This is a genomic window from Tepidibacter mesophilus (assembly GCF_002724055.1).
GTDB classification, from domain to species: domain Bacteria; phylum Bacillota; class Clostridia; order Peptostreptococcales; family Peptostreptococcaceae; genus Tepidibacter_A; species Tepidibacter_A mesophilus.
In genome coordinates, this window is the sequence record NZ_BDQY01000001.1 from 315855 (window position 1) to 331308 (window position 15454).

The window sequence follows — 15454 nt, forward strand, 5'->3', positions numbered from 1 at the left end:
ATTCTCACCCCTTGAGTTTAAGTATTTTTCTAGCTTCATGACAAGAAGCTATGTCTCTTCCTAATACTTTAGATATTTCAACTGCTTTCTCAACTAACTCTGCATTAGACTTAGCTAAAATACCTTTTGATATGTATACATTATCTTCAAATCCAACCCTAACATGCCCTCCTAAAAGTATTGATACAGCTGCCATTTCAAATTCATATCTTCCAATTCCAGCAACAGTAAAAGTTGCATTTTTAGGTATACTTTCTTTCAAGAATAATAAATCTCTACAACTTGCATTTATCCCTCCATTAACCCCCATAACAAAGTTAAAATGCATATTGTCATTTATATATCCTTTTTTAAACAACCTTATCGCAGTATCTATCATGCCTTTATCAAATACCTCTATTTCAGGTTTTACATTAATTTCTTTCATTTTAAGTGAAAATTCTTTAATTGTATTCTCAGAATTTACAAATATATCGTCTCCTCCGAAATTACATGTTCCACAATCAAGTGTTGCCATTTCTGGACTTAAATAGATAGGTTGAAGTCTTTCTTCGTTGCTCATACCAACTGCTCCACCTGTTGATGGTTGTATTATAATGTCTGGGCATCTACTTTTTATTTCATCTATACACATTCTGAATCTCTCTATATTTTGGGTTGGTTGTCCATTATCTTCTCTTACATGTAGATGTATTATACTAGCTCCAGCGTCATATGCCCTTTGTGCCTCATCTCCTATTTCTTTAACAGTATAAGGAACGGCAGGATTATGATCCTTTGTAACCTCTGCTCCACATATAGCAGCAGTTATAATTAACTTATCCATATTTTCTCCTCCTTATCTTCTTTGCTTTTCTTTTGGAACAATACAAGTTCCGCTTGCTCTACATACAACAATAGGTTCATCTAATATATCAGCCGCAGAATCATTTATATCTGGTCTTTGAACTGCAACCTTTCTAGCTTCAAACTCCATCTTTCTAGAAGAATTTCCAATACTAACTATATGACCATATGCCTCTATATAATCACCCGCATAAACAGGAGCTAAAAACTCCACATTATCATATGCTTTAAAAAGCCCTTCATCTCCATCATTTTTAATCAAAAGCTCTGTAGCTACATCTCCGAATAGTTGAAGCATCTTAGCTCCATCAACTAAATTTCCTCCATAATGTGCATCCTGTAAGCTCATTCTAACTCTTATCAAAGCATTCATAATTTATCCCCCTTTTATTCGTTCATTGCTCAACTTCCTTAGAGCTAAAAAGCGTTGAAAATAGAAATTTTCAACGCTTTAAAATAATACTAATTTACGCAATGAAAATCTTTATTTCCACCGCATAAATAGCACATCATAATACAAATGACAGTTACAAGACTATACACCTTGTCCCCAAGAACTTATCTAAGAACAAACAAATTCTTTCGGCAAGAAAACCATTCATCTTTAATATCAGAGGTTCTTCTCCTTAAAAACTAAAGACTACCCTTTTTCCTGCGGCCTCTATTCATGCAAATAATTAAGTTTTTTCTTTTACATTAATACATATGATTAAATATTTATTTATATGCAAAAAAAATACGCTATCTAAAAATATAGATAACGTATTTTTGCTTAATTATTTAAACATATTAGTTTTTCTTACACTTCTCCAATCTAAATCTCCTCTTTCAATAGCTTTTATGAATATCTCAGCACTTGCTAAGTTAGTAGCTACTGGAACATAATGAACATCACACAACCTTATTAAAGCTTGTATATCCGGCTCATGAGGTTGAGCTTCTAATGCATCTCTTAAAAATATGACTAGATCCATATCTTCTTCTGCAATTTTTGCCCCTATTTGCTGATCTCCTCCTAAAGGTCCAGATAAAAATCTATTTATATCAAGTCCAGTTGCCTCTTTAATTCTAAGACCTGTAGTTCCAGTAGCATATAAATTATGTTTTTTTAATATGTCCTTATATGCTACTGTAAAGTTAGCCATAGTCTCTTTTTTTCTATCATGAGCTATTAGAGCTATATTCATATATATGCACTCCCTTTAAAAGTTTATCTTCTTTCTTCTCATAGAAACATTCAATACAATTCCAAGCGCCATCATACTAGTAACCAAAGAACTACCTCCATAACTAACAAAAGGAAGGGTAACTCCAGTAACAGGCATAAGACCTATAGCCATCCCTATATTTTGAATAATTTGATATAAGAACATAAACAATACTCCTATTGTTATTAAAGTTCCATAAAAATCTTTTGCGTTTTTCGCTATTTTAATTATTCTGTTTAAAAACAATGAAAACAATAAAACTAACACAAATCCTCCAATCAAACCTAACTCTTCCCCTAATACAGCAAATATAAAGTCCGTTTCCTGTACAGGAAGAAAATCATATTGATTCTGAGTTCCTTTAAAAAGACCTTTTCCAAATATCTTTCCAGATCCTATAGCTACCATAGATTGAATGACCTGATAATTTCCAGGATATTTAGGATCACCCGGATGCAAGAAAGCATCTATCCTAATTCTTTGGTGTGGCTTTAAAAAGTTATATACTATAGGTATAGATAGTATTGCAGTAATCGATGTATATGCTATTATCTTATAATTAAGACCTGCAATAAATGTCATACCAAATATTATAGATATAAATACTATTGCAGTTCCCAAATCTGGCTGTTTCAAAATCAACAATAATATAGGTGCCGCATATCCAATTATAGGCAACAAATCTTTAAATGTGTTCAACTTATCTTTTTTATTTTCCATAAACTTAGCAAAGCTTATTATAAACCCTAACTTAACTATTTCTGAAGTTTGAATATCTATTGGTCCTAATTTAATCCACGAACTAGCACCTGCATGGGATACTCCTATGCCTGGAATATAAACCGCCAATAAAAAAAATATATTAAACCCATATATATACTTATGATATTTGCCTATCTCATTATAGTCAAATAAAAGCATTATAAATATTATTCCCAAACCTATAACAAAGGATATAGCTTGAACATTAAGTTGCCTGAAGCTTCCTGAATCATTAACATGTGTTGCACTACTTATAATAACCATTCCTATTGAAAATATTGCTACTACAGTTGCAACTAATATCCAATCAATATCCTTAAACATTTTTAACTCTATCTTCAATGTATCATCACCTACTTACAAAAATTCATGTAGTCGCTACTCACTGACTCCTAAAAATATTATTGGGAAATCCTATAGGATTCCCCAATAATATTTTTATCTTTTTCCTTCTCTTACTTTTTTTATAGGTATGTTTGCAATAAGTGCAGACATAGGAGCATCATCATCTGAATTTCTAGACTTTGCAACTCTAACCTCTAAGCCACTTTCATCAATCTCTACATATTCAGATATAATATTTATAATATCTCCTTTTATCATATCTAGAAATTTAGAAGAACAATCTACTCTATCATGAACCAACACTAATTTAAGCCTTTCTTTGGCTACATTCTTACTGGTTTTAGATTCATTTCCAAATATCTTAAATAAATCTAACAAAGCTTCCCCCCCCTATCTAGCAATACCAAATATTTTTTTCAATTTATCCATGAAGGAATCTTGTGTCTCCATATTTAAAAACGGAACTTGATGACCCATTATTCTTTGACAAACATTCCTATAGGCTTGACCTGCTAATGATTTAGAATCTGTAACCGCAGGTTCCCCCTTATTAGTAGATATTATAACACTTTCATCATCAGGAATTACTCCTAATAAATCTATAGCTAATATATCTATTATATCTTCCATATTCATCATATCTCCACGCTTAACCATCTCAAGTCTGATTCTGTTTATTATTAATTCTGGATCATGTATTTCATTAGCCTCTAAAAGTCCTATTATTCTATCTGCATCTCTAACAGCGGAAACTTCAGGAGTTGTAACTACTACTGCCCTATTTGCTCCTGCTATTGCATTTTTAAATCCTTGTTCAATTCCAGCAGGACAATCAATTAATGAATAATCAAACGATTCTCTTAATGAATCACATAACTTTTTCATCTGATCTGGCGTTATAGCATTTTTATCTCTAGTTTGAGCAGCAGGTAAAAGATATAAATTTTCAAATCTCTTATCTTTTATAAGTGCTTGCTTTAATCTGCAAGTACCTTCAACTACATCAACAATATCATAAACTATTCTATTTTCAAGACCCATTACAACGTCTAAATTTCTAAGACCAATATCTGCATCAACCACTACAGTTTTTTTACCAGCAAGGCTCAGAGCTGTTCCTAAATTAGCAGTAGTTGTAGTCTTTCCAACTCCACCTTTACCTGATGTAATTACAATAACTTCACTCACAATACTACCCCCATTCGTGCATATTAACTATCTTTTATTTAAATATGGCTCTATTACTATGCAATTATCCTTTATAAATGCTATTTCAGGGTAATTAGGTTTTTGGAACTCTTCATCAGGAGCTATAGATATCAAATTTTCAATTCTAAGCTGCATAGGATTTAAATCGTATGCAACAACGATTGCATCTTTATTTCCATTTGCTCCTGCATGAACAACCCCTCTTAAGCATCCCATTATAACAACATTACCATAAGCTACTATTTGAGCTCCTGGATTTACATCTCCTATAATAACTACATTTCCTTTAAATTCAATCTTCATTCCAGATCTTAAAGTAGTTCTAACAAATTTAGTTTTACCTTCATATATTCCATCAAATACAGGTTCTTCTTCGACAAATTCTATTTTAAATTTGCTACTTATAATTTCTTTAAGCTCTATTCGTTGGAGATCTGTAATTGTATCACTATTAATAGAATCTATTTTAGCTCCTATGAAAAATCTTCCAGCACATTCAATCTTCTGTATTATTTCTTGTTTTACTTTTTCAAAATCATTACAATTTTTTATATTTATAACTAAACCTTTTTTATTTCCTTTAAATTCTACATTATCTTTTTTTGAATTTTTTTTATTTCCTTTAAATTCTATTATTTCTCCTAAAGCCATATAATTTCCTCCAAAAGATTATATATTTTTATTATTCTTCAAAAACTATATAAATCCTTCTTTTTATCTTTTTAATTCTTCCTGAATACTTAATTTTTCTTTAACTTCATAATCATCCTCATTCTTTGTGAGACCGAAATACTCAACCATTATGTCCCTAGCTATAGGAGATGCATAGCCCCCATGTCCACCTTGGAATAGAAGGGATACAACTGCTATCTCAGGATCATCATAAGGTGCAAATGACACAAACCAAGCAAAGTTATCATAAGTATCCTTAAATCTATTTATTTCATCATAAGTAAGACGTGGGTTTAGCTTGTACAAAGCTTTTCTTATATAATAGTCTTTGCTATACTTGCTATCATCTGCCTTTTCATATTTATCGGCAAGATTTAAAGCCTCTTCAGTACTAACTCCAAAACTTGACATATGAGAAACTAAATATTCAACTTCATCAGCAGTTGGAATTCTACCACTTTTTTGTGCAGTACCCGTTTTGGCTCCAACTTTAATAGGGAAGTTTCCAAATACTTTTTTCGCCGTTCCCTGCTGAGTAACTCTTAACATACCTTTTTTAATTTCTTCTAAATTTGAAGTCTCGTTTAAAGGTATTTTTTTTCTTTTAACATCACTCTTATCTATATTCATTTTATCATACGACTCTGTTTTATCAACTACAGTAACTTCATTTTTATAGCCCCCATTAACAAGCCCAGATATATAATTTGCCATTTGAAGTGGTGTATATGCATTTGCACCTTGGCCTATTGATATATTGAATGTATCTCCTGTAGTCCACTTAGATTGATTAAAGTAACTATACTTAACCATGTCGGTAACTTCACCTATTTTATCTTCTTTTATATGCAACTCTTCTAATCTCTCTAACATAGTATTTCTACTTGGATTCTCCCCCATCCAGCTAACTATTTCATCTATTCTTTTTTCATACTCTTCTTTATTTGAACTAGTTATATCGTCAAAATAAGTTTTAAGTTTTCTATCAAGAGCATATTTAAGAGACTTTTTAGTAGTATCAAACTTAGATTCTGGGTTTGGAACCTTACCAGGAATTTCTTCTATTTCAACCCCACTTTTCTCATCAAGACCAAATAATCTTGCATATCTAAGTATTTCATCTACATTCATTTTAACAGGAAGAGGCTTCCCTTTCGCATAATCATATCCAACACTTACACTGTACATATAATAGTTACAGGACTGCTCTATTGCTTTGTATAGATTTGTAGCTCCATGACTTCCTCTACTTTCATTCCATATCCAGCATCCAAATGACTTGTTTCCAAGCATTATACTTCCTTTATCATATATTTGATAGTTTGGATCTAATCCATTCTCTATAGCTGCAAGTCCAGTTATCATCTTAAATACAGAACCAGGTTGAACTGATGTCATTGTAGCTATATTATAAAGTGGCTTTGCCTCAAGTGGATTATTTTTATTCTCAGGAAGAAGTTTATCCATATCCTCAATTGTTATCCCAGTTGCAAATAAATTAGGATCATAGTCTGGATAACTAGCCATAGCTAAAATTTCTCCAGTTTTAACATCAAGTGCAACAACGGCGCCCGAAGTAGCTTTTCTATATATTTTTCTACCATCATTTAATCTATAATTTCCCCAAGGACTTTCAAATGTTCCTCCTACCTGTATTGTTTTTAATGCTTTTTCAAGAGAATCTTCTGCTACTTTTTGTAAATCTTTGTCTATTGTTAAATAAACAGTATCTCCAGCTTTAGGAGACTGTATATTAATCTTTTCTATAAGTCTTCCAGCTGAATCAACTATAACCTTTTTATATCCTTTTTCTCCATGAAGCTTATCTTCAAACGTCTTTTCAATACCAGTTTTTCCTATCATATCACTTACACTATAACCTTTATCTGCAGTATAAGTATCAATTTCTCTTTGTTGCGATATCTTACCTATTTGTCCAAGTATATGAGATGCTAGATTTTCATTTGGATAATATCTAATAGGCTCTGTTTCTATACTAACGCCTGGAAGCTCTATTGCAAGTTCTTCTATTTCAGCAACAGTCTCTTTTTTTACATCAATAGCAAGCTTTATAGGTTGATACTGCAAATACCCCTGAGACTTAAGCAGATCTCTAAATAAAAGTATTTTTCTAGCTTCACTATCATTTAAATTATCCGCAATATCGAAATATTCTTTTAACTTATTAAAAGCATCCTCTGCGCCTATAGTTTCTTCTTTTATTCTGTACCTATATAGCCATTGACTTTTTTTTACATTTTCCGCAAATTCCCATTTCGAAACATATATAGGAGGATAATACCCATGTTCATTTAATAGTTTTTGCAAGTCATATCCGGTAGCATCATTATCCACTATGATACTTCCTTCATTTACCAATTTATCTACTATAAAGTAAAAACTTTCTTTTGCATTATATTTCAAAGGAATTTCATTTTTCAATTTCCATTCTTCGATGTTTTTATCATAAGTGTATATAAACTTGCCGTTTTCCTTTATTATAGGAAATTCGTCTATGTACTTTTCTCCGTTATTTTCTAATATTTTTATAACCTTTTGAGCAATTTCATTTCCGTTTGCTTTTTCTATTTCATTCTTCAGGAGTTGAACAGTAAAAGATGCTCTATTTCCAGCTAGCAATCTTCCATACCTATCTCTTATTTCTCCCCTAGGACTTTCTACTAGTATTTTTTTATATACCTTATTTTGAGCCTGATCAAAATAGTAGTCACCCTTTATAGTTGTCATATATCCTAGTTTTAATATAACAATAGAAAATATGACAACAAAAGAAAACTTTAAAACATCATATCTATCTTTAATTTTTTTATTTATCATATAATCACCACTAAATATTATCTATTTTTTTTACAAAGTCTATTAAAACTTTATATATAACTAGAGCAAATACCGTATTTAAAACAGGTATAAAAATAACTCCTTTAATAAAAGAAAATAGTATCTTTTCATTTGCAAATAAGCTTTTTAATAAAAGAAAATTTATAAAAAACTCAAATACAGAAGAAAAAAATGCTAATATCAATATAGTTGTAACGCTATCTTTGAATATTTTGTCTTGCAATATTCCATACAAATATCCTATAACGAAGAATATAAGAGCATTTACACCTATAATTTTACCAATTAATATATCCTTTAAAAGACCCAGTATCAAACCAATTAAAGCTCCTTCATTTCTTTTAACAAATAAAGAAATAATACTTACATATACAATACATATATTTAAACTCATATTAAATATATCTATATAATTCACAATACTATTTTCTATAATTATTATGAATATTCCTATTAAAATTAATATTATATTTTTCATAATTATTACCTCTTTATTCTACTATTCTAGGTCTTGTTATTAATACTTTATCTATGTGTTTAAAGTCTACATAGGGTTTTACTTTTACATATTTCAACAAATTATTTTTATCCTCTATAACCTTTTCAACCTCTCCTAAAGGTATCCCTTTAGGATATATACCTATTCCAGAAGTTATAAGTATATCGCCAGGAACCACTTCGTATTTAATATCAAATAAATAACCTTTAAGGTATCCTTCAAAATTTTCACTTGAATCTATAGATATATTTTGACTTATAACACCGGTATATTCTCCTTTTCTTAAAACTTCAAAACTAACGGCAGATTTATTATTTAAAAGTGAAATTGCTTTACAATAATTATCCGATACTTCATATACTTTCCCAACAAGACCTGTTCCAGATATCACTATACTATCTTCAACCACACCATCTTTTTTACCAGCAGATATTGTAAATGAATCATACCAGTTCCCATCATTTTTACTTATAACAGATGCACTAATGTAGTTTTGATCATACCCTTCTGGTATATAATTTAAAGATTTTTTAAGATTTTGAAGTTCACTTAATTCATCTTTACTCAAGTCTATATCTATTATCTTCTTTTTTAAATCCTCATTTTCTTTTGAAATCTGTTCTATCTTATTCAAATTCTTTTTGTAATTGATTATACCTACAATATTTTCACTTGTTACACTAAAAACCTTGTTTAACCCCCTTTGTGCTGGGGTAATAACATCAAGTACAGCACTTGGAAGATAATTATTGTACCCTCCTTCTATTGATATTCCTATAATTACAAGTAGAGTGATAGTAATTAAACTAATCACTATCACTTCTTTATTTAGCTTGTTTGTATTTTTCTTTTTCCTTCTCACACGATCACCATCTTTTATTCTTTTCTTCCATACATAAGAATTTTATCAAAGATTTCTTTATCCTCAACAGATTTACCAGTTCCTTTTGCAACACAATCAAGTGGATCTTCAGCTATATGAACTGGCATTCCTGTTTCTTCTCTAACTAATTTATCAAGTCCTTTTAAAAGAGCTCCTCCTCCTGTAAGCATTATACCATTTTCCATAATATCAGATGCAAGCTCTGGTGGCGTTCTTTCAAGTGTAGCTTTTATTCCCTCTAATATACTAGTTATAGGCTCTTTTAACGCTTCTCTTACCTCATTAGATGTTATATTCATAGTTTTAGGAAGTCCAGATACTAAATCTCTTCCTCTTATATCCATACTCTCTTCTTCCGATTCATCTTTAAAAGCAGATCCTATCTTCATTTTCACGTCTTCTGCAGTTCTTTCTCCAATCATAAGGTTGTACTCTTTTTTAACATAGTTTACTATTGATTCATCAAATTCATCTCCACCAATTCTAATTGACTTTGCTGTAACTATGCCACCTAATGATATAACGGCTATTTCACTAGTACCTCCACCTATATCAACTACCATATTTCCATCTGGTTCTTCTACTTTAAGACCAGCTCCAATAGCTGCAGCCATAGGCTCTTCTATTAAGTAAGCATCTTTAGCCCCAGCTTGACGAGCAGCTTCTTCTATTGCTCTTTTCTCTACTTCTGTAACTCCATAAGGAACGCATACTGCAATTCTTGGACTGCTAAACAGTGATTTCTTAGGATACGCCTTTTTTATAAAGTATCTAAGCATACTTTGTGTAACATCAAAATCAGCAATAACTCCATCTTTCATAGGTCTTATGGCTATTATATTTCCAGGAGTTCTTCCTATCATTTTCTTAGCATCTTCTCCAACAGCTAAAACTTCTTTGTTATCATCTCTTATAGCAACAACAGATGGTTCTCTTACTACAATTCCATTTCCTCTTACGTAAACTAATGTATTTGCTGTTCCTAAATCTATCCCCATATCATTTGATCTTGTATTAAAAAAACTCGTTTTTTGCTTAGTTTTTTTTGCAGTTTTATTCTTTTTCATTTTGATTTCTCCTCTCTAGATTAAAGCTTTTTCTTTGAAGCTAAAATACGCTCCATCTCCAACTATTATATGATCTATTATATCTATACCTAATATTTTACCACACTCAATTAGCCTTTTAGTTATGTTTTTATCTTCTCTACTAGGCTCAGGATTACCAGAAGGGTGATTGTGCATAAGAATAATTTTATTCGTACTCCTTTTTATAGCTTCAATAAAGACTTCTCTTGGATGTACTAATGATGAATTCAAAGTTCCTACTGAAACTTCAACATCACATATAATCTCATTCTTTGTGTTTAATAGAATTACTTTAAACACTTCTTTTTTTAGGTATCTAATATCTTCCATATACATGCTTACTATATCATCTGGACTTGTTATTTTTGGTTTTTTATCAGGAATATATCTAGCAATTCTTCTGCCTATCTCTATTGCAGCCATTATTTGACAAGCTTTTGCCGTACCTACTCCTTTTATTTCTTTAAGTTCTTCTATATTAGTATCAGCTAATTTTCTTAACCCTAAAGACTTATCCATATTTATTATACAATTTGCAAGCTCTATAGACGACATATTTTTGTTTCCTGTTCTAATCAAAATAGCCAAAAGTTCTGTATCTGATAAGCTATTTACTCCATTTAATATTATTTTTTCTCTGGGTCTTTGATTCTTAGCCATATCTTTTATTGATATTTTATTTATATGACCCATATACCTTCCTCCTAATTTATATAATATTTACATCAAAATGTCTATATAAAATTTGTCCCAACTTTGAAACCGGAAGTCCTACTACATTGAAATAATCTCCATTTATTTTTTCTACTAATAAAGAACCATACCCTTGTATACCGTACGAACCCGCTTTATCCATAGGTTCTTTTGTTTTTATGTATCTTTTTATTTGAGCATCACTAAATTCCCTCATCTTTACTTTTGTTACTTCATAATCTACAATTTTTTTATTGTCTGAAAGTCTCAATACACAAATACCTGTAATAACTTTATGGTATTTACCCGATAACTGGGCTAATGTATTAAAAGCATCTTGTTCGTTCATTGGCTTTCCTAATATTTTCTCATCAAGAACAACTATCGTATCTGCTGCAATTACTATACTGTTCTCAGATGTTTTATTTGCAATATCAATTGCCTTTTGAAATGATAAACTCATAGCTACAGATTCTGGTGTATCCTTATCATTTACGAACTCTTCTATATCACTTTTTATAATCTCAAAATCCAATTTCAAATTAGAAAGTAATTCCTTCCTTCTAGGCGAAGCTGATGCTAATACAATATTCATAAAATCACCTCTACATAATACATTGTCCTTAAACAGTTTATCATTTCAGTCAAAAAAAAACAATAAGGTGTGGTAAATACCACACCTTATATTTTTACCTTTTTATTTCATTTTTATAGCACCTTTAGGACATTTTTTAGCGCATTCGCTACATCCTATGCACTTTTCTTCTATAATAACGTGTTTTTTCTTAAGCTCTCCTTCAATTGCTTCAACAGGACACTTCTTCATACATATAGTACATCCAACACATTTTTCTTCCTCTATTGAAGCTTTCTTTCTCTTACTTAGTTCTCCTGATATAGCTTTAGTTGGACATTTTTGTGTACAAACCATACATTGTGTACACTTTGTATAATCTATTTTAGCTAACTTGCCTTCCATAGTTATAGCTTCGAATGGGCATGCCTTAGCACATATTCCACATCCTATACACCCAACTGCACACTTAGATTTTACATCTTTTCCGAATTCTTTACTATTACACTCAACAACTACTTCTTGAGAATAAGGAACCCAATCTATTACAGACTTTGGACAAACTTCTAAACATTTACCACAAGATACACACTTATCTTTGTCTATGCTAGCTATTCCATCTTCTATTATAATAGCTCCAAATTGACATACATTAACACAAGTTCCAAGACCTAGACATCCATATTGACAAGATTTAGATCCACCAGATACTAAGGCTGCTGCTCTACAGTCATTTATTCCATAGTATTCACTTTTCTCCTTAGCATTGTTACACGTTCCTTTACATATAACCTTTGCTACTGTTTTTTCTCCATCTTGAGCAACTTGGCCCATGATTTCTGCTATTTTAGCTGTAGTATCTGATCCTCCTACTGGACATGCATTTACTGGAGCTTCTCCTGCAACTATTGCATTTGCTAATCCTCCACAACCAGGATAACCACATCCTCCACAGTTAGCTCCTGGTAAAGCTTCATTTATAGCTTCTACTCTTGAATCAACCTCTACTGCAAACTTCTTAGAAGCATACGCAAGACCCGAACCGAATAAAAGTCCCATAGCACCAAGACTTATTACTGAATTTAATATTAAAGACATACTTTTCACCTCCTACTTAAACTAATCCTGAAAATCCTAAGAATGCTATTGCCATAAGACTCGCTGTAATTAAAGCAATCGGAAATCCTTTAAAACTTTCTGGTACGTCTGCAATCTCAAGTCTTTCTCTAATTCCTGCAAATAAAACTATTGCAAGTGTAAATCCAATAGCAGCTCCCATACCATTTACTATTGTTTGAATTAAATTGTAATTACTGTCTATGTTTATTATAGCAACCCCTAGAACCGCACAGTTTGTAGTTATAAGTGGTAAGAATACTCCTAACGCTTGATAAAGCGTAGGACTCATCTTTTGAATTACCATCTCAACAAACTGAACAAGAGATGCTATTACAAGTATAAACGCAATCGTTTGTAAAAACTGTATTCCAAGTGGCTCAAGCACATAATATTGAACAAAATAAGTTATTATAGATGCTAAAGTCATAACAAAAGTAACCGCCATACCCATACCTACTGCAGTTTCAACTTTTTTAGAAACTCCAAGGAATGGACATATACCTAAGAATCTAGATAACACAAAGTTATTTACTAATATAGAACTTACTAATATTAAAAATATTTCCATCCAATTCCCCTCCTAACTAGCTTTTTTATTAGCAATTTTATTAATTGTTGCAAGAAGTAAACCTAATGCTAAAAATGCACCTGGAGGTAATATCATTATAAGTGCTGGCTTATATGCACTACCTAACACTAAATGTCCAAATATAGTTCCGTTTCCAAATATCTCTCTAACAAGACCAAGTAAAGTTAAAGAAGCAGTGAATCCAAGTCCCATTCCAAGTCCATCTACTATAGATGCTATCGGTCCATTTTTAGATGCAAAACTCTCTGCTCTTGCTAATATTAAGCAGTTAACAACTATAAGAGGTATAAATAATCCAAGCTTTTTGTCCAATGCTGGAGCATAAGCCTTTAAAAGCATTCCTACTAGAGTAACAAATGTAGCTATTACTACTATGAATGCAGGTATTCTTATCTTAGAAGGTATCAGTTTTCTAACAAGAGATATAACTAAGTTTGCACATATCAAAACTGCAGCCGTTGCTAGTCCCATAGCTAATCCATTTTCGGCAGAAGTTGTAACTCCAAGAGTTGGACACATACCTAAAACTTGTACAAATACAGGGTTTTCTTTTATAATACCATTTTTTAATAATTTACCTAATTTCATTGTTTCACCTCCAACCTATTTTAAAGCTTCATTGTATATTCTTATCGCTTCATTAACACCATCAGTTACTGCTTTTGAAGTTATTGTTGCTCCAGCTATTGCAACAATTTCATTTTCTTTTGGTCCTGGAGTTTTAATAACCTCAATGTTTTTATCTACACTTTTTCCATTATATTGACTTTTAAATGGTTCATCAGCAGCCTTTGCTCCTAGTCCTGGAGTCTCTGCATGATTTCCTATAGAAATGCCTTGGATAGTCCCATCTGCACCTATACCTACCATAACTTCAACTTCTCCTGCATATCCTTTAGGAGCTGTTTTTATAGTATATCCTACTACTTCAGATCCGTCTAATCCTTGATATATCTCTTTAACCATAGCTGATTCTACTTCTTCTTCAACAGGTTTAAATTCTTTAGCATCTGATAAAACAGTTTTACGAGACTCAATATTGGCCTTTTCATTTTGTTCTTGTATTGCAGGTAATGTAACGTCATTAGTAAATCCTAAAATAACAGCTGATATAGATGTTATTATTAAGAGAATTACCCCAAGTTTTAATATCTCTTTCATTACTTAGCCACCTCCCCAAACACTTTAGGGTTTACATATTTATCTATAAGTGGTGCTGCTACATTCATTAATAATATTGAGTAAGAAACCCCTTCTGGATATCCTCCCCATAGTCTTATTATAGTAGTTAAAGCTCCACATCCAATTGCATATATTATTTGACCTTTTTGAGTCATAGGCGATGATGAATAATCTGTTGCCATAAAGAATGCACCTATCATTAATCCACCTGCAAATAAGTGATAAATCGAATTAGCTATATCGAATCCACCAAATAAGAATGTTAACACAAATACTGTTACTATATAATAAGTAGGTATTACATAAGTAATTACACCTCTATATAAAAGGTATACTCCACCTAATATTAAAAGAATTGCAGATGTTTCTCCAATACAACCTCCTATATTACCTACCAAAAGATCAAATACACTTGGTTTTGCCATATCTATTGCCTCTGCACCTTTAATTATTGCAAGAGGAGTAGCTGTCGATACAGCATCTGGTCCTGGAGTTACCCAACTTGTCATTTCAACCGGCCAAGAAGCAAGTAACATAGCACGAGCTGCAAGAGCAGGGTTCATAAAGTTATGTCCTATTCCTCCAAATAATTGCTTTACTATTACAATTGCAAATACAGATCCTACAAACGGTAGCCATAAAGGAGCACTTGCAGGTATATTAAATGCTACTAATAATCCTGTAACTACTGCCGACCAATCGTTTATAGTTATTGGTTTTCTCATAAATTTTTGACATATTGCTTCTGATGCAACTGCACCTATTAATGCAGATATAATTACCCCTAATGCTCCCATTCCAAAATAATAAACAGCAGCTATAGTTGCTGGAATTAATGCTATTACTACATCCCTCATTATACTAGAAGTATCTTCTTTTGATCTTAAATGAGGAGAAGAAGATATTATAAGCTTACTATCCATTCT

18 protein-coding genes and 1 riboswitch are annotated in these 15454 nt (G+C 31.6%); all 18 genes read right to left on the reverse strand.

Annotated elements, in window-relative coordinates; translation table 11 throughout:
- Positions 1-4: 4 nt before the first annotated feature.
- Positions 5-826 carry a 3-keto-5-aminohexanoate cleavage enzyme gene (gene kce / locus Tmeso_RS01520; protein ID WP_099187549.1) on the reverse strand — a complete coding sequence of 274 codons (822 nt, stop codon included), beginning with the start codon at positions 824-826 and terminating at the stop codon, positions 5-7.
- Between the two features lie 12 nt (positions 827-838).
- Positions 839-1219, reverse strand: a complete 381-nt coding sequence (gene kal, locus Tmeso_RS01525) for a 3-aminobutyryl-CoA ammonia lyase (RefSeq protein WP_099187551.1) — start codon at positions 1217-1219, stop codon at positions 839-841.
- Between the two features lie 121 nt (positions 1220-1340).
- Positions 1341-1518, reverse strand: a riboswitch (Lysine riboswitch).
- A gap of 104 nt (positions 1519-1622) precedes the next feature.
- Positions 1623-2033: a methylglyoxal synthase gene (gene mgsA / locus Tmeso_RS01530; protein ID WP_099187553.1), complete on the reverse strand. Its 411-nt coding sequence runs from the start codon at positions 2031-2033 to the stop codon at positions 1623-1625.
- Positions 2034-2048: 15 nt separating this feature from the next.
- Positions 2049-3140 (reverse strand): rod shape-determining protein RodA, encoded by a 1092-nt coding sequence (rodA, locus tag Tmeso_RS01535; RefSeq protein ID WP_099187642.1) that lies wholly within the window; start codon positions 3138-3140, stop codon positions 2049-2051.
- Between the two features lie 114 nt (positions 3141-3254).
- On the reverse strand, positions 3255-3539 hold the full coding sequence (minE, locus tag Tmeso_RS01540; RefSeq protein WP_099187555.1) for a cell division topological specificity factor MinE: 285 nt from the start codon (positions 3537-3539) through the stop codon (positions 3255-3257).
- A gap of 12 nt (positions 3540-3551) precedes the next feature.
- Positions 3552-4349: a septum site-determining protein MinD gene (gene minD / locus Tmeso_RS01545; RefSeq protein WP_099187557.1), complete on the reverse strand. Its 798-nt coding sequence runs from the start codon at positions 4347-4349 to the stop codon at positions 3552-3554.
- A 27-nt stretch (positions 4350-4376) separates the two neighbouring features.
- Positions 4377-5021 carry a septum site-determining protein MinC gene (gene minC, locus Tmeso_RS01550; protein ID WP_099187559.1) on the reverse strand — a complete coding sequence of 215 codons (645 nt, stop codon included), beginning with the start codon at positions 5019-5021 and terminating at the stop codon, positions 4377-4379.
- Between the two features lie 63 nt (positions 5022-5084).
- Complete coding sequence (locus tag Tmeso_RS01555; protein WP_099187561.1) at positions 5085-7880, reverse strand: penicillin-binding transpeptidase domain-containing protein; 2796 nt, start codon at positions 7878-7880, stop codon at positions 5085-5087.
- 10 nt (positions 7881-7890) lie between these two features.
- Positions 7891-8379: a rod shape-determining protein MreD gene (gene mreD, locus Tmeso_RS01560; protein ID WP_099187563.1), complete on the reverse strand. Its 489-nt coding sequence runs from the start codon at positions 8377-8379 to the stop codon at positions 7891-7893.
- Between the two features lie 13 nt (positions 8380-8392).
- Complete coding sequence (mreC, locus tag Tmeso_RS01565; protein WP_099187565.1) at positions 8393-9262, reverse strand: rod shape-determining protein MreC; 870 nt, start codon at positions 9260-9262, stop codon at positions 8393-8395.
- 14 nt (positions 9263-9276) lie between these two features.
- Entirely contained in the window at positions 9277-10350 is a 1074-nt protein-coding gene (locus tag Tmeso_RS01570; RefSeq protein ID WP_099187567.1) for a rod shape-determining protein, read from the reverse strand.
- Positions 10351-10365: 15 nt separating this feature from the next.
- The gene (gene radC, locus Tmeso_RS01575) at positions 10366-11064 is read right to left on the reverse strand and encodes a RadC family protein (protein WP_099187569.1); all 699 of its coding nucleotides are present in this window, start codon (positions 11062-11064) and stop codon (positions 10366-10368) included.
- A gap of 16 nt (positions 11065-11080) precedes the next feature.
- The gene (locus Tmeso_RS01580) at positions 11081-11659 is read right to left on the reverse strand and encodes a Maf family protein (RefSeq protein WP_099187571.1); all 579 of its coding nucleotides are present in this window, start codon (positions 11657-11659) and stop codon (positions 11081-11083) included.
- A gap of 102 nt (positions 11660-11761) precedes the next feature.
- On the reverse strand, positions 11762-12736 hold the full coding sequence (gene rnfB / locus Tmeso_RS01585; RefSeq protein WP_099187573.1) for an RnfABCDGE type electron transport complex subunit B: 975 nt from the start codon (positions 12734-12736) through the stop codon (positions 11762-11764).
- Between the two features lie 16 nt (positions 12737-12752).
- On the reverse strand, positions 12753-13325 hold the full coding sequence (gene rsxA / locus Tmeso_RS01590) for an electron transport complex subunit RsxA (protein ID WP_099187575.1): 573 nt from the start codon (positions 13323-13325) through the stop codon (positions 12753-12755).
- 12 nt (positions 13326-13337) lie between these two features.
- Complete coding sequence (rsxE, locus tag Tmeso_RS01595) at positions 13338-13934, reverse strand: electron transport complex subunit RsxE (protein ID WP_099187577.1); 597 nt, start codon at positions 13932-13934, stop codon at positions 13338-13340.
- Between the two features lie 15 nt (positions 13935-13949).
- Positions 13950-14507, reverse strand: coding sequence for an RnfABCDGE type electron transport complex subunit G (locus Tmeso_RS01600; RefSeq protein ID WP_099187579.1), 558 nt, complete (start codon positions 14505-14507; stop codon positions 13950-13952).
- Positions 14507-15451, reverse strand: coding sequence for an RnfABCDGE type electron transport complex subunit D (locus tag Tmeso_RS01605; RefSeq protein ID WP_099187581.1), 945 nt, complete (start codon positions 15449-15451; stop codon positions 14507-14509). Before Tmeso_RS01605 ends, Tmeso_RS01600 begins: the two co-directional genes overlap by 1 nt.
- Positions 15452-15454: the final 3 nt, after the last annotated feature.